The following is a 20358-nucleotide window of genomic DNA, read 5'->3' on the forward strand; positions in this document are numbered from 1 at the left end:
TGGCGGCGCGGCATCAGTCGATGTGGACTTCTTCGCGCAGATCGGCCCAGATCTCGCGCGACAGTTCGACAAAGTGCTTTTCGTAGCGGATCTCCGAAGTCACGCGCGGGCGCGGCAGGTCGATCTCATAGACACGCTTGAGGGTGGCCGGACGCGCGGTCAGCACGAAGACCCGGTCGGCCATGGCGATGGCTTCTTCCAGGTCGTGCGTGACAAACACCACCGAGCCTGCGTTCTGCGACCAGAGCTGCAGCAGCTCGTCCTGCATCAGCGTGCGGGTCTGCATGTCCAGCGCGCTGAATGGCTCGTCCATCAGCAGGATCTGCGGGTTGTTGATGAAGGTCTGCGCCAGCGCCACGCGCTTGCGCATGCCGCCCGACAACTGATGCGGATAGTGGTTGCTGAACTTTGCCAAGCCGACCTTGCGCACCCATTCCTCGGCCAGGCCATAGGCCTGGTCGCGGCCAGCGCCGCGGAACAGCGGCCCGGCCGCCACGTTGTGCAGCACCGAGCGCCACGGGAAGACCGCATCGGCCTGGAACACGAAGCCGATGCGCGGATCGATGCCGGCCACGCGTTTGCCCATCAGGCGCACCTCGCCGGTGCTTGGCTTGAGCAGGCCGGTGATCAGGCTCAGCGTGGTCGATTTGCCGCATCCCGTCGGCCCGACGATGGCGACGAACTCGCCCTTGCCCACGCTCATGGAGAAGTCGCGCAACGCCACGGTGGCAGTGCCATCGGGTGCGATGAAGCGGCAGGAGACGCGCTCGAATTCGATGGCCGGCGCATCTTGCGGCACGGTATTGGTCATGATGTTTCCTTGCAGTGCGCGCGCGCCGGCGGCGCGAACCGGTTGATCGCCTGGTGCCTCACTTGGCGGCGCGGTCGACGAACTCGTTGGTAAAGGTGCGGCCCAGTTCGATGTGCTTGCCCTTGACCGTCGGATCGAACGAGGCAAGCACCTTGAGCACCGTTTCGGGGCCGCCGGCGGGCATCCTGCCGTCGTCCGTGAACATGGGCAGCGAGGCGCCCAGTGCCTTGACGTAGAGCTCGCGGTTATTGCCGTAGTAGTCCTTGGGCATCTTCTGCGCGATCTCTTCGGCGCTGTGGGTCTTGATAAAGCGCATGGTCTTGACGAAGGCGCGCGCCAGCTTCTGCACCTGCTCCTTGTGGCCCTCCACCCAGGCGCGCTGCATGTAAAGGCTGGAGGCCGGATAGAGCCCGCCCAGCGCCTGGGTGGTGCCCTCGGCCGTGCGCATGTCGACCAGCACCTGCGCCTCGCCGGTCTTGAGCAATTGCGAGATGGTGGGCTCGGTGGTCATGCCGGCATCGATGCGGCTCTGGCGGATCGCGGCCATGAAACTGTTATCGGCGCCAACCGGCAGCACCGTGTACTGGCTGGGCGGCACACCCGCCTTGAAGGCCAGGTACTGCGTCAGGAAGTTGGTCGACGAGCCCAGGCCCGTCACGCCGAGCGTCTTGCCTTTCACATCGGCCATGCTCTTGATCTGGCCGGCGGCACGCGTGGCCACCATCTCCACCTCGCCCGGCACCTTGCCGAACACCACCACGGCCTCCACTTCCTTGCCCTTGCTTTGCAGATCGATGGTGTGATCGTAGAAGCCCACCACGCCCTGCACCGCGCCGGCCAGCAGTTCGTTTTCGGCGTCGACCCCGGCCGGTTGCGAGAGGATCTCGACGTCGAGCCCCTCCTCCTTGAAGTAGCCCAGCTGCTCGGTCAGCCTGGCTGGCAGGTAGATGATCTTGGTCGCGCCGCCCACCATGATCGACAGCTTTCCATCGGCCGCCTGCGCCGTGTGCGCAGGCGCAAGTGCTGCAAGTGCCGCAAGTGCTGCGCAGGCCACGGCAAGCGCGCCCTTCCTGTGTGCATTCATCTTTGTCTCCCTTGTTTTGCTGGCGCCAGGTTTTGGTGGCCGGGGCATGATTGGGCTCTGGTTACGGCGTGCCTCCGCGCTCGCCGGGGCCACAGCGCGGGGTTCGAAGCATTCTAGGCAGCGCAAACCTTCACGCAGCTTTCGCCGCGTCTCAGGGAATATCCCGATGCGGTGCTGTGTCTGCGGCGTGGCGGGCAGTGGTAAAAGGAGACCCCGGCAACAGTAGGTCCTCACCAGAGCGGTTCATGAAGGTATTGCTGATCGAAGACAACGCTTCGCTCATCCACTGGCTCGCGAGGCTGCTGAAGGAAGAGCGCTTCATGGTCGACACCGCGCTGGACGGCGAGTACGCCGATCAGTTGCTGCAGACGCAATGCTACGACGTGGTGCTGCTAGACCTGCAGATCCCGCGCCTGGCCGGCAAGAGCGTATTGCGCCGGCTGCGCGCGCGCCGCAACAACGTGCCGGTACTGGTGGTGACCGCAAGCGCGTCGATCGACGAAAAAGTGGAATGCCTGGGCCTGGGCGCCGACGACTACCTCGTCAAGCCCTTCGAGGTGCGGGAACTGGTCGCGCGCATCAAAGCCCTGGCGCGGCGGCAGACCGGGGAGAAGCAAGCCGAGCTGGCTTGCGGCGACCTCACCTACAACACCGACACGCGGCAGTTCTATGTCGCGGGCGAGCTGCTTTCGCTGCGCCTGAAAGAGCACACCGCGCTGGAAATCCTGATGATGCGGCTCGGCAAGACCGTGTCCAAGGCAAGCCTCATGTCGGGCGTGTACTCGCTCGACGAGGAGGCTAGCGAGGATGCCATCGAGATTTATATCCATCGCATCCGCAAGAAGCTCGAGGGCTGCCAGGCCACCATCATGACGCTGCGCGGCCTGGGCTACCTGCTGCAGCAAAAGCAATGATCCACAGCCTGCGCGTACGGTTGCTGCTATGGCTGCTGGTGCCGCTGGCGGGCTTTGTGGGCATCAGCAGCTATGCCGCCTACCTGAGTGCGGCCGATACCGCAAACCGCGTGCAAGACCGCGCGCTGCAAGCTTCGGCCGACGTCATCGCGGGCCACATCGCGTGGGCGGACGGACGCATCACGGTGCAGGTGCCACCGTCGGCGCTGTCCCTGTTCGACTCGCCCTATGGCGACCACGTTTTCTACAACGTGGTCGACGATCGGGGCCGGATCCTGGCCGGCAACCCGCGCTTCGAGCAGCCACCGATGGCGGGCGCCGCCAGCCCCGTGTTCTACTCTTCCCGTTTCCAGTCGCAGCCGGTGCGGGTAGTGCAAGCCACTCGCACGATGTTCGACTCCGGCGAGGCCCGCAAGGTCACCGTCACCGTGGGGCAGACACTGATCGGCAACCACGAACTGGTTCGCAGCCTGCGCATGCCGGCACTGCTGCGCGAAGTGGTGATGCTGGTGCTGGCCGTGGGGCTGGTGATGATCGGGCTCACGGTGGAGCTGAGCCCGCTGCTGCGGGTGAAAGACGAAGTGGCGGGACGCGACCCCATGGATCTGGTACCGGTGAGCGCAATCGACCTGCCGCAGGAATTGCGGCCCATTGTCGAGGCGATCAACCAGTGCATCCAGCGCCTGAATGAATACGTGCGCCAGCAAAAGCGCTTTATTGCCGATGCCGCGCACCAGATCCGCACGCCGCTCGCGGTGCTGGGGGCGCAGCTGGAGTTTGCCGCGCGGGTGGACGATGAAGCCAGGCTGCGCGAGATCCTCGGCTCGATGGAGACCAGCACACAGGCCATGACCAACCTGGCCAACAAGCTGCTGCTGCTGTCGCAGGCCGAAGCCGCGCGCAGTGCCGGCGCCGCGCAACAAGGCGCGGACCTGGTGCCGCTGGTGACCAACGTGCTGGAAGACATGGTGGTGCTGGCGCAGCGCAAGGGCATCGACCTGGGGGCCGAGCTGGCGGTCGACAGTGCACGGGTGAGCGTCAACGAGTGGATGATGGCGGCCGTGGTATCGAACCTGGTCGACAACGCAATCCGCTATACGCCGGCGCAGGGCCAGGTCACCGTGGCCCTGACGCTCGAGGCAAAAAGTGCCGTCCTGGCAGTGAGCGACAACGGCCCCGGCATTCCCGCGGAAGCGCGGCCCAAGATATTCGATCGCTTCTATCGCAACGCGCTGCCGAACCAGGAAGGCAGCGGCCTGGGGCTTGCCATCGTCAAGGAGATCGTGCTGACGGCGCAAGGCCAGGTAAGCCTGAGCCCGGGCATCGGCGGGCGCGGCGTCACGCTGACGGTGCGCCTGCCTCTGGCCGCCTGAGTGTCGCGCCGATGTCAGGTGGCGGCGTGAGACAAAGGTACCAGCGCGCGCGCCGCCCTTAGTCCACCACCTTGCCGCGCTGCGCCTTGACCTGGCTGCGCTGGCTCTTGCCTTCGAGGCGCCGCATCTTCGAGCCGAAGGTAGGCCGCGTGGGGCGGCGCGTTCGTGGCGGCGTAGCCACGCTGCGCACCAGGTCGTGCAGGCGCTGCACTGCCTCCTCCCGATTCATCTCCAGGCTGCGGTGTTGTTGCGCCTTGATCACCACCACGCCATCGCGCGTGATGCGGTGGTCGTGCAGCTGCAGGAGCCGCGCCTTGTGCCCTTCTTCCAGCGACGAGGCGCGGACATCGAAACGCAGGTGGACCGCGTTGGACACCTTGTTGATGTTCTGCCCGCCCGCGCCTTGCGCGCGGATCGCGGTGATCTCGTATTCGGTGTGGAGGATGGTGATGTCGGGCAGCATGGCACGCATGATAGCAAGGGCGGGTGCGGCCCGCTCCCATGCGTTCCTATGCGCTAGCCATGCGCTACCCACGCGCTAGCGGGCCGACGGCAGCTCGCCCCAGGCCACCAGGATCCGCTGGATGCTGCGCGCGTAAGCGTCGCGCTGCCCCGGCGATTCGGAATGGTAGGCGCCAATGGCGCGCCAGGTGTTGCCATGCCTCACCATCTTTTGCTTTAGCAGCCAGGCGGCGACATAGATGTTGACGCACGAGTCGGTCAGCGCGCGGCTCGGCACCCCATGGCGTGCCAGGTCGTTGAAATGCACGGAGTTGATCTGCAACTGCCCAACGTCGATCGACCCGTTCGCATTGCGGTTCAGCGCGGCGGGATCGCCCTTCGACTCGAACCACGCGATGGCACGCAGCACCGAGGGATTGACGCCCTGGTAGGTGCCCGCTTGCTCGAAGCAATCCTGCGCGCGGGCCGCACCGTGGAACAGCAACAGCGACAGCGACAGCAGCAGCGAAGCCGCCAGCGAGCTGCCGGCCTGCCCGCGGTGCTGGCGCAGGCCGGCTGCCTTCGTATGGGCGTTAGCGGACACGACGGGTGCCCTCGCTTGCCAGGCGCTGGCGATGATCTTCAGCCGGCCCGGGCGGGGACGACTGCTGCAGGGCCAGGTCGAGCTGACGTCCGATCGTCTCCAGGTACGCACGCGAGGTGTCGGAAACCACCAGCCGCACCAATGGCGCGAGGCTCTTGCGTTCCGGCGCGGGGGGCGCTTTGATCCTGGCCCTGGCGGTGTGGCCTACGCGCGGCGCGCTGAGCTCGTCACTGCCGCTCGCGGGCGGCAACATGGCCAGGGTAGGCAGCGGTGGATAGACCTTGTCCGCGGCCGGTGCGGCCGCTGGCAAGGCAGGATGGACATCGGCGCCAGGCTCGGCGGCAAGGGCCGGCATGGCCAGCGCCAGGCTGACGGCAAACAGGGTGAGGCGGTGCATCGGCTGCGGCTCCTTGCTGCGGTGCTATTGCGATTGCGCCGTCTTGATGGCGACGCTGTACGGCTGGCTTGCGCCGGCCGTCAGGTTCTCGAGCTGGACTGCGGTGGTGCGCTGTGCCGGTACGCCTTTCCAGATCGCCTGGTTGAGGTAGGGCAAGTCCTGGCCGAGCGCGGTGACGACGATGGTCGCCGGCTGCTTCTGCCGGGCCGCCAGCGCGCCGGCCTTGGCCAGCACGGCCGCGAGCTGCGCATCGCGCGCGCCAAGCGCATCCGGCGGGATCACGAAGCTCGCAATCGTGCTTTGCGGCGCCGGTGCGTTCGCCGTCGCAGGCAGTTGGGCGCAACCCGCCAGCGCGAGCAGGGCTGCCGCGCCGGCCAGCGGCATCGCCAGGCGCTTTGCCCACGCGCCTGGCGGCCGAGAGTAAGCGACAGCCCGGCGCGTCCGTTCGCGGGGCACTTTGTCTGCGATATTGCACATAGAATGGCTTCCCGAGGCGTTGGATGCGCGCCATTTACGCATTGGGCCGATCGGGCGAAAGGGCGCAATTAAGGGGCGAAAATGCTTCTGTTTGCCGATTGACAGTGCCTCCCGCCGGGCAGCCGTAGCGCGCGCAGGCGCGGCTACGCGACGGCCATGACACTTTCCGGAAAGGCACGTGCGCAACAAGCCGCGCGGCGCCAAACCGAAATGCGCCACGCGCCATACCGTGAGCGCCGCCGGAAATCGCCGGCGGCGGTTCCGCCGCAGCCCGAAACCCGCCGAGGCGCGCGCAGCTGTATCAACGGCACAACGCGCACAGCGCCATGAATGCGCTCAAGGACCCTGCACCGCACCCTGGCTTGCCGGCCGCACCAGTAGCAGGCTTGCCACAGCCACGAGCACGCAACCGACCCCGGCCACCTGGGCCAGGCTGACCCGCTCGCCCAACAACACCGCCGCCAGGACGACCGCCGACACCGGCGCAAGCGCGGTAAACAGCGCTGCCTCGCTGCCGCTCGTGCGCGCCGAACCCGCGTACCACAGCAGGAATCCGCCGACCGTCGGCACGATTGCGTAGTAGATCACCGCCCCCACCGCCTGCGCGGAAAACGCCAACGTCCACGGCGCCTCGAACACAGCGAACAACGCAGATGCGACCAACCCGATGCCGCACATGACCGCCGATAGCGCGAGTGGCGCAATCGCCTGGTCCAGCCGCCGGTTGAGCAGGATGAACAGCCCTTCGCACACTACGGCTCCCAGGACGAGCGCGTTACCAAGCAAGGAACGCCCGCTGCCAGCGCCGGACGGAAAGGCAACCATGACAATCCCTGCCGTGGCCAGCCCGATCGCGAGCATCAGGAAACGATGGGGCCGCTCGCCAAGCAGCAGGATCGCGATCACCGCCGACACCACGGGCAGCGTACCAATGATGACGCCGGCATCCGCAGCCGAGGTCAGGCGCAGACCGGAGATCAACAGCGTCGTATAGCCCACGCTGCCCGCCGCGGCCTGCACCACCAGCGTGATCCGGTCGCGCCCGCGCGGCCTTGGCCACGATGTGCCGGTCAGTCGCAATGCGCCCAGCAAGCACGGCAAGGCAATCGCGAACCGCAGCGCGGTGGCCGTGAACGGTGGCAAGCCGGACGCAATGACTTTGCTGGCAATCACGGTGCTGCCAACCAGCACCATCGCAAGGGTCAGATAGAAATACCCCAGATAACTTCCCCGCTTGCCCGGCATGCGCAGCCCCCGCCATGGAAAAACAGCAGGCTAGCCGGGGCGGCGCATCGGGTCTTGAACGAAATTGCAGCTCAGGTCACCACGGCCGCGTAGGCGCGCGGCGACACGCCGTACTGGCGCACGAACATCCGCGTCATGTGGCTCTGGTCGGCGAAGCCGCTGGCGGCTGCCGCATCGGCCAGGGCCTTGCCCTGCGCAATCAGCGCGCGAGCCAGATGGATGCGTCGCTGCAAGAGGTACGCGTGCGGCGTCAGCCCGGTTGCCTTGGAGAACGCGCGCAGCAGCTGGAACCGGCTCAGCCCGGCAACCTCGGCGAGTTCGGCCAGCGAGACGGCCGCGGCCGGATCATCGTCGATCAGGCTGCGCGCCCGATCGATCGCCCCCGCCTGCGCGCCTGTGCTGCGCGCAAGGCCGGGCTCCGCCACCCGCGCCAGCAAAGTGAGCAGCATCGCCTCGCGCTGCAGATCCGAGCCAGCGCCGCCGCCGGCCGTGACGAGCAGATAGAGCTGCTGGAAGCTGGCCGCCACCGCGGCATCGCTGACGACCGGGCTAGGGAATTCGCACTGGCTCGTCCTGCCCTCGCTCAGGTCCAGGCTGGCCCGCGCGATGCATGCGGGATCGAAGTAAAGCATCCGCCACGTGCGCCCGGCGTCGCCGATGGGCATGCCATCGTGCACCTCGCCCGGGTTGACCATGATCATGTCGCCGGGGCCCGCCTCGACCATGCCGCGCCCGCTGTGCGACCTGTGCGCGCCCTGCCAGATCATGCCAATGCCAAATTGCTCGTGGGTATGCCGCGCAAAGGTGTGGCGCGTGCTTGCCTCGACGGCCTCCACGCCAGGCATCTCGCAGCGAAGCATCCTGAACTGTCCTGAGCGCATTCCGTGCTCCCTTTTTGCTCCCTTTGGCGCGACGATATACTCACCCTTCCGCTTTGCGCTACCCCCGGTTCTGACATGGAACACATCCTCTTCCGGTCAGCAGTCTTGGCCGATCTTCCCGCCATCGTGGCATTGCTGGCGGACGATGCGCTTGGCAGCCAGCGGGAGATTGCCGGCACGCCCGTGGACGAAAGGTACGTTACCGCGTTCCACGCCATCGCTGCGGACCCGAATCAGCGTCTCGTGGTAGCCGTGGATGGCGGCACGGTAATCGGCACGCTGCAACTGTCATTCATACCCGGCATCGCCCGCAGAGGTGCATGGCGGGGGCAGATCGAAGCGGTTCGCATCGCGGCGCCGTTTCGCAGCGCAGGGTTCGGCCAGCAGATGTTCGGCTGGGCGATCTCGGAATGCAGGTCACGCGGATGCGCCATCGTGCAACTCACCACCGACAAGGGCCGTCCGGATGCGCACCGGTTCTATGAAAAGCTTGGCTTCGTTGCCAGCCACGAAGGCTACAAGCTGATCCTCTAGGCTTGCTAAAGCCGGGCGGCAAGGCAACGGGGGAAGCTGGGGTGATGCGGCAAGAACTGCCAAGGAGAATCTTGGTGCGCCCGGCTGGGATCGAACCAGCAACCCCTGCCTTCGGAGTTTTGGTGACGAGCCAGGACGCTTTATAAATCAATGCCTTACGCAACTCGCAAATTGCAAAACCAAGGCTAATCAAGGTCAAACAAGGCCGATCCAGCCCGGCCTAGGTGAAATTTAGCTACAGAATGCAAGCGGCAAAATGTCGGTCAAACGGGCCCAGATCGCCGCTCTAGCCCGGTACATCCGACCCTACCGACATTCGAGATCCACTATCCCAAAGCGATTTGTTTACGACATTTCATACACACCTTATAAAAAGGTGTGTATGATTTTGGCGTCATGCAAGGGAGATAGCTATGGACGACAACAAGCACGGGGGGCCAGGTCGGCCTGCAGAGCTCACGGACGGGAAACGCCTGAATGTCTATCTTGACGGTCCTACACTAGAGCTTGCCGCCGCTCTGGGCGGCGGCAACGTTTCGCTAGGAATTCGGCGGGCGCTGGAGGATAGCCCTCCAAATACCCTCGCCGCACGGATTGCGGGGATCTGCAAACGCCACATTCTACTGGCGGCAGATAGGTTTGTAGATGATGTGCAGGAACTCCTTACGGCCGCGCCGTTGAGCTGCTTGAACGACCTCCAACTGGAGCGGGACGTGCTCGAGCAAATCCGAGAGCGCAAGAGTTTCGAGTTCGCTGCGGTGGAAGCTAGGCTGGAACTCTATCCCATCTATGACGAATACATCGTGACAAACTGGGCCGAGGTTAAGGACCACCTCGAATCCATCGGCTGGAAACTGGAGTATGACGGCATCTTTCACATATACGGCTCCGCCGGGGAAGAGTTTGAAGGAGCCGAGTTTGAAGATCTGCTCAAGGAATGGCTCGGCGGCGAGAACGACTTCTATCCAGTTCGCGGCGAGCCCGCTGAAGCATGGGAAGACGCTTGCACCCGGCATTCGCTCACACCCGTTTTACTTAAGCCCGTCCGCTTCTTCATTGTTAGCAATGCGCTCGCCACCGCTCTTTCCGAGGAGGGCGAGATTGTTAGCGATGACATAATGGGATATCGAATCTGGGGCTGCCTGACCGAAGTTCACAACTTTGCTGATGTACCCGTCCTCAAACGAATCGCGCTCGATCGACAAGTTGGAGACAAGCTCCTTGGCTTGCCGAAGAATCCTTAACCGAGGGTCGCGGCTCGGCCCATCAAACATATAAACCCGGCGTAGGCCGGGTTTTTCTTTGACTTTTATCGCTGCACGGATGCGCAGTTCGTCCCCATGTGTGTCTCGGACGGTCATCGCATACTTCGGCGACCGGTTCAGCCGGCCGCAGGATCGACGCTGAACGGTTCCTTATCCAGCCCAGCGCGCCTGCTGCCTGGCCCATCCTGCTGCAGGCAGGCTCCAGATCGAATTCTCGCACCATCGCCGCCCGGTCGGCCGGCAACATCTTCAGCGTGATGAAGTCATTCCGCATCACGCAGGCGCGCAAGCTCCCATCGCAATGCACGCCCCTCCGGGGACGGATTGCGCGTGTAGATGACGTGCGACTCGGCCGCGGTCAGCTGCCAGAAATCAGTTCGGCAACACAAGGATTTTCAAAACGTGCCGCAGATCCGAGGCCCGAGCCAGACACGGCCTTGCGGAAAGTCAGAAAGGGCAAAGCGGCCTGAATCTCGGCACACCCGCATTACTGAACAAGTGTCAAGTTCGGTGCTCGTCGGCCAGTTGACGCTGGGCCGCCCACAGGTGACGAGGTAAGTCCATTGGTGACTAGTCCGAACACCAAACCATCAATTTCTGCTGCACCAACGTGCATCTGCGCTGCTAGGTCAGCTTTGGTTTGACCGTCCTCACGCAGCGATGCAAGTACCCGAGGCCAGATCTGGGAGGTTTCCCTGGTTGGGCTACCGTTAGGCTCAGTTTTTCGATACCCCTGCTTGGAAAGGTCGATACAAAGCGTCCTATGGTGCCAATCCGAAATCATGCCGAGCGCGTGAAGGCGATAGACCAAGGCCGCAAGTGAGACGTTCCAATACTTCTTGAGCTGTATTAGCTGGTTCAGGGTTGCGAATCGAGGTGCGCGCGATACAACACTGCGCCTAGGCATTAGGAGTGCCGAGGCAAATGCATCGGCCTGTATTTCCGCCTCACGACCTTGAGGGCTGGCGTGGCGGTGTAACACAAGGTGGCCAAGCTCGTGTGCCGCATCGAACCGGCTGCGCTCGGCTGATTTTTGTGTGTTCAAGAACACGAACGGCGTCGATTCCTTCCACAGGGAAAAGGCGTCTGTCGCATCTCCCGCAACCGACAATGAGTAGACCCGTACGCCCTTGTGCTCAAGAAGGTGCACCATGTTGGAGATAGGCAGTTCGCCAAGGCCCCAATAATGGCGCAACGCGTACGCTGCAGCTTCCGGTTCTTGGTCTTCGCCCAGATCTGGGAGGTCCAAGCCTGGCAGCGAGAAAGTTTGTGTCAACCAGTCATTAAGAAGAAAGGCCAGCGCCCCTTGCCCTAGAGCAACGTCTCGCTGACTGGCAGTCATTTTGGACATCGCGCGGAAGCTAACGGCGTCCGGCGATGGTTCATCCGCGTCGTCCTGTACGAAGAACGACCCGGGAAAAGCCAAGGCTTGAGCGAGCTTATCGACGCTTTCTTCGCTGGGTAGGAACTCACCGGCTTCATAGCCGGTGATGGTTCGAAGATCCACCCCAACAGCTTGCGCTAGCTTCGTTTTCGTTAGGCCACGCCGCTTGCGAGCCAGCGTCAGCCGGCTCGCGTTAAACATCCCTGCCACTTTAGCCTCGCTTCCTGATATCTACGGGGAACTGATTGCCAGACGGCGAGTTAGGGCCGTCATCAATGAGCGAAACATCCGAGTCGCCATCGAAGGGCAGGTCGCTCAGAATGATGCGCTCCGCCCAGTCATTCACCTTGTTGTCCGTGTCGAGCCCAATTGGCCGAGAAAGCTCCATTCGCACAACAAGGGCGAACTCATCTCGATATACCAGCAGGACCCAGGTTTCGCATCCGTCTACATCCACCGGGACCTCTACTGGCTCAGTGTCCTCGAGGAACTCGAACAAAGACATCTGGCGGTCGCGATTGCTTGCGACAGCGCGGATGGTACGAGGACCTTTACCCGTCTTCGTGGCGGGATTTGCGTTGTGCCTACCGGTGTTCTCATCGCCAGACGACACTGCAATTGCGATTTGGGTCTCAGGATGTAACGCCAACGGCCAGTTTTCATCGTTGACAGGCTCGAAACCCTCGGGTGCCAACTCGTCACGGAGCGTGGCAACAGTTTCAGACCACGCGTGATAGCCGGGAGCCCCTGGTGGGTGATGGGGCGTGCATGCTGCCCAAGCGGCAAATCCTGCAGCAACCGCCGTGCGCAGGTGCGCTTCACTAACGCCGAGGGCGCGGAGCCGGTCTTCGACCTGAGCGGGCGCCTGATGGATGATTGGTTGAATCACGATTTGCAACCCAATTGATGCAGGCCCACGCCCACTTCCGGAAATCTTACCACGATTGAGGTGAAAAAATAGGAAGTGCGCTTTTTGTCGTTCCATCGAGACGCCGAATCTCAATTGGCTACGCGAGACCACATACTGTACAAAAACACAGTATATACGAAGGGGCCACTAAAGTTGGTGGGGCTTCCGGAAAAAGGTAACCAAGGTAACCGGACTGTCGAAATCCCCGGAAAGCCTTGCCAGACAAGGAAATCAGGGTTTCACGCAAAAGGTAACTTCGGGGTAACCGCGAGGTAACCGGTTACCTTTTTGTGGAGTAACTTTCCATTTTTGAAACTATCAATAAAATCAATAACTTGCGAACAAGTTACCTTTTGGGTTACCTCTGGTTACCTTTTGAAGGTAACCAGTTCTTTCCTTATAAATCAACGAGTTAGTATCATTTTTCGGGGGCGGTTACCAAGGTTACCTTTTTCCGGAGGTGCCCCCCCGTACCTTGAGTCTTCTGAGCCATCGGCAGCTCTCACCGCCGACACCGTCTGCCCGCCAGCCGTCTCCGACGGGTCGCGCATAGCCTTAGCTGCATAAATTCGCATAGAGATTTGCAGCCCGCAGGCAGCTCGCGACGCCTACTGGCGGGCCGCTTCCCGGGGTCCATGCACCTGCAAAAAAACCACTCAATGAAGCGCGCGGGCGAGGCGGGGTCCCAACCGCGCGCACGCGGTCTGCATTGCCTTTAATTGTAATTTTTCACAATGTGGGGTCATTCGCGGCTGCCGCTCGCCGCGTGGGATGGGAAGAACTGAACGAACAATCGAGACCGTCATGTTCTTAATGGGTTGCCAAAGGAGTAGGGATTTGGATGACTTGCGGGCCGACGAGGCAATCTGAGGCGATGCCTTGCGTGGGGTCGGCCAGCCTGCAATGCATAGGGATGGATCCGTTGGACCGGACCAGTTTCAGTGGTGCCTTGAGGCTGGGCGTGCCCCCCGAGCAAGAGCACCGCCATCAGTCGCTAAGCGGATCTCCACGAAAGTGCACGATATGCACCTTAGCCATCCGGACTACGGTGCGGGGAGCCTCCCAACCTAGTGCCAATCTACTTTTTTACCAGTAATAGAGCCACATCCAGTAGCATAGCGCCTTAATAGTCTCAGGAGAGCCAACGTGGCTGTATACGCAATCTGGAATAATAAGGGCGGGGTCGGGAAAAGCTACCTGACGTTTCAAATCGCCGCAGAATATGCAAGGCAAAATCAAGACAAGCGTGTGCTCGTCATTGATCTATGCCCTCAAGCGAACTCATCCTCAATGCTTCTGGGTGGAATGATTAATGGTGAGAATGTACTCACTCAGATTCATGCCGCAAATCCGCGGACAACGATATCCGGCTACATTGAGGATAGGATTCGCAGTCCGTATGTTAATCCAAATACCGGTGCAAATTTTATTGCGCAGGTGAGGCAATATAATAATCAAATCCCGGCAAATTTGTATTTGGTCGTCGGGGACGAGCAACTTGAAATACAAGCTTCACGGGTGACATCGGCGACTTCGCCTGGCCCACAGGATGCTTGGCGAATCGTGCACACATGGATCAGCGATTTGATCAATGATGTTGCAAATCGCTGGAATCAAGAAGAATATACGGTTTTTATTGATTGCAACCCCAGTTTCTCCATTTATACTGAACTAGCCCTTGCAGCAGCGGATCGCTTGATCATCCCGTTCTCTGCAGACGGATCGTCGAAGCGCGCTGTGCGTGCGGTTCTTTCCCTCGTTTATGGTTTAACTCGTCAACCTGGTCAGCAGCAATCGGAATACTATTTGAATTCGCAGCGATTCAGAATGACTTTCCCCGAAATATATATGTATGTCGGGAATAGGCTGACGCAAATGAACCAGACATCTGCTGCCGCGTTCAAGACGGTGGTTAATGAGATTGGGGACGAAATCTACGCTGTTTGGCAGCAGAGCGCGAACCTCTTTTGCCTCCACCCGAACGGTGCGCCCACCCCAGTAAATAAGCGGACATTTAAGTCGATGTTCCAGTTTGAAGTCAACGATGCCAACACCGCATCGGTTGTATCCGGCGCATGTGGAATACCGATTTCATCGCTAAATTCTGGCCTGGTGAATGTTGCCGGGCGACGAGTGACGGTTAATCAGTCTCAGCTTGATAAGCAGGTTCCCAATATTATCGGCCTGGTACAAGCTATTGAATGAGGTAGTTGGGTCGGGGCCGGATGGACTGCGGGGGCTCATAGCGGCCATGTCGTTCATGGCATGCTGGAGCCCCCGGCGCGAAGCTATCTTTCGGGTAGCAAGCCAGCACCGAGTGCATAAGGTCCGAATCGAACGATCTCTTCGCCCATCCACTCGTTAACCTCCATCAGCCGGTCCTGCAACGGTTTCACCTCGTTGCACGCAAACACCTCCGCCGCCTTCGCTGCATCCCCGAACCCACCGGTGTTGTGGGGAATAATCCCCATCAACTGCGGCGGCACGCGATGTGCCGACAACTGGTCATCGCGCGTGATGTTCTTCACGTTCCAGAATTCATCCTTGGCCGCCACCTCCGACACCGGCAACAGCTGGATGCCGTCCTTCTTCCCGTTGGGCGCGTACATGAACAGATTCCGGAAATTGCCCGGCCCCTTGCTGTCCTTGAGCGCCTGGCGCAGCGCATCGACGTCCTCCTGCTTCTGTGCGGCGTCCGTCATGTACAGGATGAAGCCGGCGTGGCTACCGTTCTTGTAGTAACGCCGGCGAAACAGCGTGGCGGATTCGTTCAGCCAGGTGGCATTGAGCGCTGAGAGATATTCGGGCAGCCCATACACCTCCTGGTTGATGTCAGGCTCGAGCAAGTGGAAGACGCTGCCCGGCTTGAACTCGTGCGGCTGTTGCCAGTTTTGCACCCACCAGTAGCTGGCCAGGTCAATGCCGCGGCGCATGTACTTCGCCAGCGCAGGCTCCAGGCTGACCGGTCGGCCCAGCACGTTGTCGCGCCGCTCGAGGTACGCGTTGCCGAAGATGAGGAAGTCCAGCACCCAGCGCGCGAACGCCGAGCGTGACAGCAGCTTGTGCGGCACGAAGGTGGACACCAGGATGTTGCGCTTCACATAGATCGGCGAGCTGTGATGCACGGCTGCGCGGAACGACCGCGCGAGGCCATCCCACGACATGGGTGGCTCGTACCATTGCCCCATGCGCTGGCACTCAACATAGTCCAGCAGCTCGCGCCGGTCGAGCACAGCGATGGGATCGCCAAAGCTGAACGCCTCAGCGGAGGCGGCAGCCGCTGCGTGCGCCCCGGCTGGGTTCGTTGCGCGCGCGCCGCGCGGCGACTTTCTTCGACTCATGACAGCTCCATGATGCTGGAATTGGTGGTGGTGACGCCTTCGATGGGTTCGTGCGAAAGCGCATGCATGCAGGCCCACGCGAGATCCGCGTGGCTGGTTTCCTCCGAGCGGCCGGCTTGGTACGTGACCCGGCCGCCGGCGGCGGTGGTGGTCTTCTTGATGGACATGAAGGACGCCGCGAAGTCAGTCCAGCCGGCGTCGTACTCGAGCCGGCCCTTGCTGATGACGTCGTGCGCCTTGAGCACCAGTCCGGTCTTCACGTCGACGGAATAGGTGAAGTCCTTGGCGGCAGGGTGGAACTTCGTCACCAGCTGGAAGACGGAGTCGCCGATGCCGGTCCGGTCAATGCCGATGAACTCCACGTTGTAGCGCTCCGTCACGCGCTTGATGGCGCCGGCCTGCTCTTCGTAGTCGATACCGCGGAACTGGTGCTTTTCCAATACGCGGAACTTGCCGCCGGGCACTAGCGGTGGTGCCACCACCACCAGCGCGGCGCTGTCGCCGCCGCCCCCGTTGGGGTCATAGCCGACCCACACCCGGCGGTTGCCAAATGGCCGCGGCGACCAGTGGCGGAAGTCCTCCCAGACCTCCCAGCTGTCCACCATGCCGCGCATCATCATCGAGAGCGGGAACACCGATTCGTGGTCATCCACGAACTGGCACATCAGCAGGTTCTCGAACTCCAATGCGCTGTACTCGAGCCGCAGCTGGTCGATGTTGAACAGGTTGCAACCACCTCGCGCGGCATCCTCCACGTTGACAATCTGGCGCCACTGGCCGTCGGCGCAACGCTTGCCTTCCCGCAGGCTGGCGTGGCTGATGTCGATCTTGACCTGCTCGGCCTTCGGGCGCCCGCGATTGAAGAGCGCACCGGACCAGAAGGCGTGGCCCTCATGTGCCAGGCTGGACGGCACAGAGAAATAGGTCTGCCGCCAGTTGGCATGGATGGCCATGCCGGACGCTACCTTGCGCAGTTCCTGGAAGCGTGGAATCCAGAAGTACTCATCCAGGTACAGGTTGCCGTGGTAGCTCTGTGCCGTGCGCGAGTTCGTGCCGAGGAAATAGAGCGTGGCGCCGTTGGGCAGCACGATGGGATCGCCCTTCAGCTCTACGCCGGCGGCGTCCTTGGCGAACTGGATGATGTAGTGCTTGAAGACGTGGGCCTGCGCCTTGCTGGCTGGCAGGAAAATCTGGTTGCGCCCGGTCGTGAGCGCATCCATGAACGCCTCGCGTGCGAAGTACCAGGTGGCGCCGATCTGCCGGCTCTTCAGGATGTTGCGAATGCGCTCAGTCAGCCCCGGCTGCTTCCCAAGCAGCGCCAGCCCGGCCACGTGGAAGCCGTTTTCGTCTACCGGGGCAAGCCGGTGCACCAGACGACGACGGCTGCCTGGAAAAAGGCTCTCGACCGTGCCTGCATTCGGGACTTCCGCTGGCATGACCTGCGGCACACTTGGGCGAGCTGGCACGTGCAACGCGGCACGCCCCTGCAGGTGCTCAAGGAGCTGGGGGGCTGGGAAACGATGGAAATGGTACAGCGGTATGCGCACCTGTCGGCCGACCACCTGGCGCAATGGGTGACGCCGCTGACAGAAGTGCCCGCGCCGAAGCTAGCTGCAATTTAGCTACAGTGGACGTTCAAGGTAGTGGGGGGAAGTGCTGCAATCCCTTGTCAGGATTGGTGCGCCCGGCTGGGATCGAACCAGCAACCCCTGCCTTCGGAGGGCAGTACTCTATCCATTGAGCTACGGGCGCACAGGGTATGACGGGGTACAACGCGGGCAGCGTGCGAGTGCCGCTGCCGGAAAGTCGCATAGCATACCGTGTTTGGCGAAAGACGTCCACGCCGGGCTGAAAAGTGCAGCCAGATGACGTCTCTTGGGAGCCGCTTTTGCCTCCATACGGTAGGTCTTTGAGGCTATAATCGCGAGTTATTTGTGTAAAAACGGGGCTGCGCAACGTCCACATCAGGTCCGGGGATGATGGTGCCGCGCCCTGCTGGCTGGCCCGTTTCGGGGCAGTTGGCACCGGATAATAGTCCGATGCGCGCAATTGGCCAGGGGGAATTGGCCACCGAGCAAGCGGCCACATAAGCAGCCGATCGCGAGCGGCCACAGGTTTCCTGCAAAATTGAGAGTTGAGTATGAGCGACGTCCACAACGCACAAGACGAACACGAGTCTCCCATCAAGACCCCCAAGCAGCTGATCGCTGTGGTGATTGCCGCCTTCCTGGTGCCAATCATCGTGATCATCCTGCTAGTCAACTTTGTCGGACACGGTGCCAAGGAAGGCGCGGGTTCTACCGCTACCGTGGAAGCTGTCAATGACCGCATCAAGCCGGTCGCCTCGCTCGAACTGAAGGACCCGAACGCACCGCGCGTCTACAAGACGGGCGAGCAGGTCTATAAGGAAGTCTGCGCTGCCTGCCACGCCACCGGTGCTGCCGGCGCGCCCAAGTACGGCACCGCCGGTGACTGGGCTCCGCGTATCGGCCAGGGCTTTGCCGGCCTGCTGAACTCCGTGCTGCATGGCAAGGGCGCCATGCAAGCCCGCGCCGGCACCACCGCCGACGATTACTCCGATTACGAACTCGGCCGCGCCGTGGTCTACATGGCCGACGCCGGTGGCGCCAAGTTCCCGGAACCCGCCGCGCCCGCCGCCGCTCCGGCTACGGCTGCTGCCTCGGAGGCCGCTGCGCCTGCCGCAGCCGCTGCGCCGGCCGCTCCCGCAGCGGCACCTGCAGCCGCAGCACCGGCTGCTGCTGCAGCAGCAGCGCCGGCTTCCGCCGAAGTGGGCAAGAAGGTCTACGAACAAGTCTGCGCCGCCTGCCACGCAGCCGGTGTTGCCGGTGCGCCGAAGTTCGGCGACAAGGCAGCCTGGGCGCCGCGCCTGAAGGAAGGCATGGACGCCGTGCACGCCTTCGCCCTGAAGGGCAAGGGCGTGATGCCGCCGAAGGGCGGCTACGCCGGCCCCGACGGCGACGTGATGGCCGCAGTGGACTACATGGCCAACGCTTCGAAGTAAGCGCAAGCAGCTCTCAACAAAAAAGCCCGCGGCATGCCGCGGGCTTTTTGCTTTCCGGTGTGGCTCAGACCACGCGCGAGTAGCGCGTTGGCATCGGCAAAGGCGTACCCGCATCAGCGCTCCGGACGGCAGCGGGCTCCGTGCGCCGGGCATCCTCGCGCAGGAAGCCGTCGAACACCATGGCCAGGCGGCGCACCAGCAAACGCCCCAGCGGAGTCACCTCGATGCGGCCAGGCTCACAGCGCACCAGCCCGTCTTCGGCCAGCCTCGCCAGCTCCGCAAGCTCGTGCGCGAAGTGCACGGCAAAATCGATGCCGTGGCGCGCTTCGACCGCCGCCATCTCCAACACGCCATTGCACATCAGCGCGCCAATCACATCGCGCCGCAAGTGATCTTCGTCGCGCATGGCGAAGCCGCGCATCACCGGCAGCACGCCGGCGTCGAGGCCACTGTAGTAGTCATCGAGCGTGCGGGCGTTCTGCACGTAACGGCCCGCCACCGCGCCGATTGACGAAACGCCGAAGCCGAGCTGGTCATGGCCGGCATGGGTGGAATAGCCCTGGAAGTTGCGCTGCAGCCGGCCCTCGCGCTGGGCCACGGCGAGTGCGTCGTCCGGCAGCGCGAAGTGGTCCATGCCAATGTAGACATAGCCCGCGCCGGTCAACTGCTCGATCGTGCCGACCAGGATGTCGAGTTTTTCGGCGGCGGCCGGCAGTGCGCTTTCGTCGATGCGCCGCTGCGGCTTGAACACGTGCGGCAGGTGCGCGTAGCTGTACACCGAGAGCCGGTCCGGGCGCATCGCCAGCACCTGTTCCACGGTGGCGGCAAAACGCGCCGTGGTCTGGTGCGGCAGGCCGTAGATCAGGTCCATGCTGACCGAGCGGAAACCCAGCCGGCGCGCGGCGTCGACGACCGCCTGCGTCTCTGCCAGCGATTGCACGCGGTGGATGGCGCGCTGGACCTCGGCGTCGAAATCCTGCACGCCCAGGCTGATGCGGTTGAAGCCGAGTTCCGCGAGCAGCGCCATCTGCGCGTCGCCGATGCGGCGCGGGTCGATCTCGATCGAGTGCTCGCCCTCGGGCAGCAGGTGAAAGTGCTGGTGCAGCGCGTCCATGACACGGCGCATCTCGGCGGGATCGAGGAAGGTCGGCGTGCCGCCGCCCCAGTGCGACTGCACCACCTCGCGCCGCGTGCCGAGCTGCTGCGCCACCAGTGCCATCTCGCGCGCCAGGTAGTCCACGTAGCGTGCGCTGCGGCGGTGGTCCTTGGTGATGATCTTGTTGCAGCCGCAGTAGTAGCAGATGTTCTCGCAAAACGGCACGTGCACGTACAGCGAGAGCGGCGCGGCGGCTTTGGCCGTGTTGGCGGCGTGGGTGGCGCTTGCAGCGCAATCGGCCAGCGCCTGCTGGTAGTCCCGCGCGCCGAAGCCGCCGTGGAAGCGGTCCGCCGTCGGGTATGAGGTGTAGCGCGGGCCGTTGATATCCATGCGGCCCGCCAGCGCGCGAAAGTCCGACAAGGCATGCCGGTCGGGCGCTGCCGCGCTCCGTCCCGCCGGCTTGCCGGTGCAGGCGGCGCCGCAATTGCCGGAGCAGGTGCGGGATTGGCTCGATACGGCAATGGGGACGGGCATTGCGTCGGGAAACGGGGCGGGGGCAGTCGCAGCCATGGGGCGGCC

Annotated in this window: 18 protein-coding genes, 1 tRNA gene and 2 pseudogenes; 7 read left to right on the forward strand and 14 right to left on the reverse strand. The window is 62.8% G+C overall.

Translation table 11 applies throughout. From position 1 onward, the window contains the following. Positions 1 to 13 precede the first annotated feature (13 nt). Together ACX12D_RS18935 and ACX12D_RS18940 are read right to left on the reverse strand one after the other, a co-directional pair. A complete protein-coding gene (locus tag ACX12D_RS18935; protein ID WP_459372277.1) occupies positions 14 to 811 on the reverse strand; it encodes an ABC transporter ATP-binding protein in 798 nt (265 codons plus the stop codon). Positions 812 to 869: 58 nt separating this feature from the next. After that, entirely contained in the window at positions 870 to 1895 is a 1026-nt protein-coding gene (locus ACX12D_RS18940) for an ABC transporter substrate-binding protein (protein WP_459372278.1), read from the reverse strand. Positions 1896 to 2140: 245 nt separating this feature from the next. Here ACX12D_RS18940 and ACX12D_RS18945 point away from each other — a divergent pair, with 245 nt between their 5' ends. Next, positions 2141 to 2809, forward strand: a complete 669-nt coding sequence (locus tag ACX12D_RS18945; protein WP_459372279.1) for a response regulator — start codon at positions 2141 to 2143, stop codon at positions 2807 to 2809. Then, positions 2806 to 4182 carry a sensor histidine kinase N-terminal domain-containing protein gene (locus ACX12D_RS18950; RefSeq protein ID WP_441635703.1) on the forward strand — a complete coding sequence of 459 codons (1377 nt, stop codon included), beginning with the start codon at positions 2806 to 2808 and terminating at the stop codon, positions 4180 to 4182. Before ACX12D_RS18945 ends, ACX12D_RS18950 begins: the two co-directional genes overlap by 4 nt. Before the next feature lie 58 nt (positions 4183 to 4240). Here ACX12D_RS18950 and arfB read toward each other — a convergent pair whose 3' ends face one another. The 6 genes from arfB to ACX12D_RS18980 form a co-directional block, all read right to left on the reverse strand. Beyond that, entirely contained in the window at positions 4241 to 4654 is a 414-nt protein-coding gene (gene arfB, locus ACX12D_RS18955) for an alternative ribosome rescue aminoacyl-tRNA hydrolase ArfB (protein ID WP_441635705.1), read from the reverse strand. A 66-nt stretch (positions 4655 to 4720) separates the two neighbouring features. After that, on the reverse strand, positions 4721 to 5161 hold the full coding sequence (locus tag ACX12D_RS18960; protein WP_459374063.1) for a lytic transglycosylase domain-containing protein: 441 nt from the start codon (positions 5159 to 5161) through the stop codon (positions 4721 to 4723). 55 nt (positions 5162 to 5216) lie between these two features. Further along, complete coding sequence (locus ACX12D_RS18965; protein ID WP_459372280.1) at positions 5217 to 5624, reverse strand: hypothetical protein; 408 nt, start codon at positions 5622 to 5624, stop codon at positions 5217 to 5219. 24 nt (positions 5625 to 5648) lie between these two features. Beyond that, entirely contained in the window at positions 5649 to 6008 is a 360-nt protein-coding gene (locus ACX12D_RS18970) for a hypothetical protein (RefSeq protein ID WP_459372281.1), read from the reverse strand. A 429-nt stretch (positions 6009 to 6437) separates the two neighbouring features. Beyond that, the gene (locus ACX12D_RS18975) at positions 6438 to 7346 is read right to left on the reverse strand and encodes a DMT family transporter (RefSeq protein ID WP_459372282.1); all 909 of its coding nucleotides are present in this window, start codon (positions 7344 to 7346) and stop codon (positions 6438 to 6440) included. A gap of 71 nt (positions 7347 to 7417) precedes the next feature. After that, the gene (locus tag ACX12D_RS18980) at positions 7418 to 8206 is read right to left on the reverse strand and encodes an AraC family transcriptional regulator (protein WP_459372283.1); all 789 of its coding nucleotides are present in this window, start codon (positions 8204 to 8206) and stop codon (positions 7418 to 7420) included. Between the two features lie 96 nt (positions 8207 to 8302). On the opposite strand from ACX12D_RS18980, the gene ACX12D_RS18985 reads away from it, so the two are divergent. Both ACX12D_RS18985 and ACX12D_RS18990 read left to right on the forward strand, forming a co-directional pair. Beyond that, positions 8303 to 8761, forward strand: coding sequence for a GNAT family N-acetyltransferase (locus ACX12D_RS18985; RefSeq protein WP_459372284.1), 459 nt, complete (start codon positions 8303 to 8305; stop codon positions 8759 to 8761). A 413-nt stretch (positions 8762 to 9174) separates the two neighbouring features. After that, entirely contained in the window at positions 9175 to 10005 is an 831-nt protein-coding gene (locus ACX12D_RS18990; RefSeq protein ID WP_459372285.1) for a hypothetical protein, read from the forward strand. A gap of 508 nt (positions 10006 to 10513) precedes the next feature. Here ACX12D_RS18990 and ACX12D_RS18995 read toward each other — a convergent pair. Together ACX12D_RS18995 and ACX12D_RS19000 are read right to left on the reverse strand one after the other, a co-directional pair. Next, the gene (locus ACX12D_RS18995; protein WP_459372286.1) at positions 10514 to 11611 is read right to left on the reverse strand and encodes a helix-turn-helix domain-containing protein; all 1098 of its coding nucleotides are present in this window, start codon (positions 11609 to 11611) and stop codon (positions 10514 to 10516) included. 10 nt (positions 11612 to 11621) lie between these two features. Then, entirely contained in the window at positions 11622 to 12395 is a 774-nt protein-coding gene (locus ACX12D_RS19000) for a hypothetical protein (protein ID WP_459372287.1), read from the reverse strand. Between the two features lie 1071 nt (positions 12396 to 13466). Here ACX12D_RS19000 and ACX12D_RS19005 point away from each other — a divergent pair. Further along, positions 13467 to 14525: a ParA family protein gene (locus tag ACX12D_RS19005; RefSeq protein ID WP_459372288.1), complete on the forward strand. Its 1059-nt coding sequence runs from the start codon at positions 13467 to 13469 to the stop codon at positions 14523 to 14525. A gap of 83 nt (positions 14526 to 14608) precedes the next feature. On the opposite strand, the gene ACX12D_RS19010 is transcribed toward ACX12D_RS19005, so the two are convergent. Together ACX12D_RS19010 and ACX12D_RS19015 are read right to left on the reverse strand one after the other, a co-directional pair. After that, complete coding sequence (locus ACX12D_RS19010; RefSeq protein WP_459372289.1) at positions 14609 to 15661, reverse strand: phage portal protein; 1053 nt, start codon at positions 15659 to 15661, stop codon at positions 14609 to 14611. Beyond that, positions 15658 to 16959: pseudogene (locus ACX12D_RS19015) on the reverse strand (terminase large subunit domain-containing protein); the annotation flags it as partial. The gene ACX12D_RS19010 and the pseudogene ACX12D_RS19015, both read right to left, overlap by 4 nt. On the opposite strand from ACX12D_RS19015, the pseudogene ACX12D_RS19020 reads away from it, so the two are divergent. Then, positions 16960 to 17283, forward strand: a pseudogene (locus ACX12D_RS19020) (tyrosine-type recombinase/integrase); the annotation flags it as partial. Between the two features lie 54 nt (positions 17284 to 17337). Here the strand turns inward: ACX12D_RS19020 and ACX12D_RS19025 are convergent. Beyond that, positions 17338 to 17413, reverse strand: a tRNA-Arg gene (locus tag ACX12D_RS19025). A 388-nt stretch (positions 17414 to 17801) separates the two neighbouring features. Between ACX12D_RS19025 and ACX12D_RS19030 the strand changes: the two genes are divergently transcribed. Next, positions 17802 to 18683, forward strand: a complete 882-nt coding sequence (locus ACX12D_RS19030; protein ID WP_459372290.1) for a c-type cytochrome — start codon at positions 17802 to 17804, stop codon at positions 18681 to 18683. A 64-nt stretch (positions 18684 to 18747) separates the two neighbouring features. Here the strand turns inward: ACX12D_RS19030 and hemN are convergent, their stop codons facing one another. Beyond that, positions 18748 to 20349, reverse strand: coding sequence for an oxygen-independent coproporphyrinogen III oxidase (gene hemN, locus ACX12D_RS19035; RefSeq protein WP_459372291.1), 1602 nt, complete (start codon positions 20347 to 20349; stop codon positions 18748 to 18750). Positions 20350 to 20358 lie beyond the last annotated feature (9 nt).

The organism is Cupriavidus sp. PET2-C1 (genome assembly GCF_054515855.1).

What these genes read in the sequence shown, in the direction of transcription:
- ACX12D_RS18945 (WP_459372279.1), top strand. Translation starts at nt 2,141, where the DNA reads ATGAAGGTATTGCTGATCGAAGACAACGCTTCGCTCATCCACTGGCTC.
- ACX12D_RS18950 (WP_441635703.1), top strand. Translation starts at nt 2,806, where the DNA reads ATGATCCACAGCCTGCGCGTACGGTTGCTGCTATGGCTGCTGGTGCCG.
- ACX12D_RS19030 (WP_459372290.1), top strand. Translation starts at nt 17,802, where the DNA reads ATGAGCGACGTCCACAACGCACAAGACGAACACGAGTCTCCCATCAAG.
- ACX12D_RS18995 (WP_459372286.1), bottom strand. Translation starts at nt 11,611, where the DNA reads ATGTTTAACGCGAGCCGGCTGACGCTGGCTCGCAAGCGGCGTGGCCTA.
- ACX12D_RS18970 (WP_459372281.1), bottom strand. Translation starts at nt 6,008, where the DNA reads ATGCCGCTGGCCGGCGCGGCAGCCCTGCTCGCGCTGGCGGGTTGCGCC.
- ACX12D_RS18965 (WP_459372280.1), bottom strand. Translation starts at nt 5,624, where the DNA reads ATGCACCGCCTCACCCTGTTTGCCGTCAGCCTGGCGCTGGCCATGCCG.
- ACX12D_RS19010 (WP_459372289.1), bottom strand. Translation starts at nt 15,661, where the DNA reads ATGAGTCGAAGAAAGTCGCCGCGCGGCGCGCGCGCAACGAACCCAGCC.
- ACX12D_RS18985 (WP_459372284.1), top strand. Translation starts at nt 8,303, where the DNA reads ATGGAACACATCCTCTTCCGGTCAGCAGTCTTGGCCGATCTTCCCGCC.
- ACX12D_RS18940 (WP_459372278.1), bottom strand. Translation starts at nt 1,895, where the DNA reads ATGAATGCACACAGGAAGGGCGCGCTTGCCGTGGCCTGCGCAGCACTT.
- ACX12D_RS18990 (WP_459372285.1), top strand. Translation starts at nt 9,175, where the DNA reads ATGGACGACAACAAGCACGGGGGGCCAGGTCGGCCTGCAGAGCTCACG.
- hemN (WP_459372291.1), bottom strand. Translation starts at nt 20,349, where the DNA reads ATGGCTGCGACTGCCCCCGCCCCGTTTCCCGACGCAATGCCCGTCCCC.
- arfB (WP_441635705.1), bottom strand. Translation starts at nt 4,654, where the DNA reads ATGCGTGCCATGCTGCCCGACATCACCATCCTCCACACCGAATACGAG.
- ACX12D_RS18975 (WP_459372282.1), bottom strand. Translation starts at nt 7,346, where the DNA reads ATGCCGGGCAAGCGGGGAAGTTATCTGGGGTATTTCTATCTGACCCTT.
- ACX12D_RS19000 (WP_459372287.1), bottom strand. Translation starts at nt 12,395, where the DNA reads ATGGAACGACAAAAAGCGCACTTCCTATTTTTTCACCTCAATCGTGGT.
- ACX12D_RS18935 (WP_459372277.1), bottom strand. Translation starts at nt 811, where the DNA reads ATGACCAATACCGTGCCGCAAGATGCGCCGGCCATCGAATTCGAGCGC.
- ACX12D_RS18980 (WP_459372283.1), bottom strand. Translation starts at nt 8,206, where the DNA reads ATGCTTCGCTGCGAGATGCCTGGCGTGGAGGCCGTCGAGGCAAGCACG.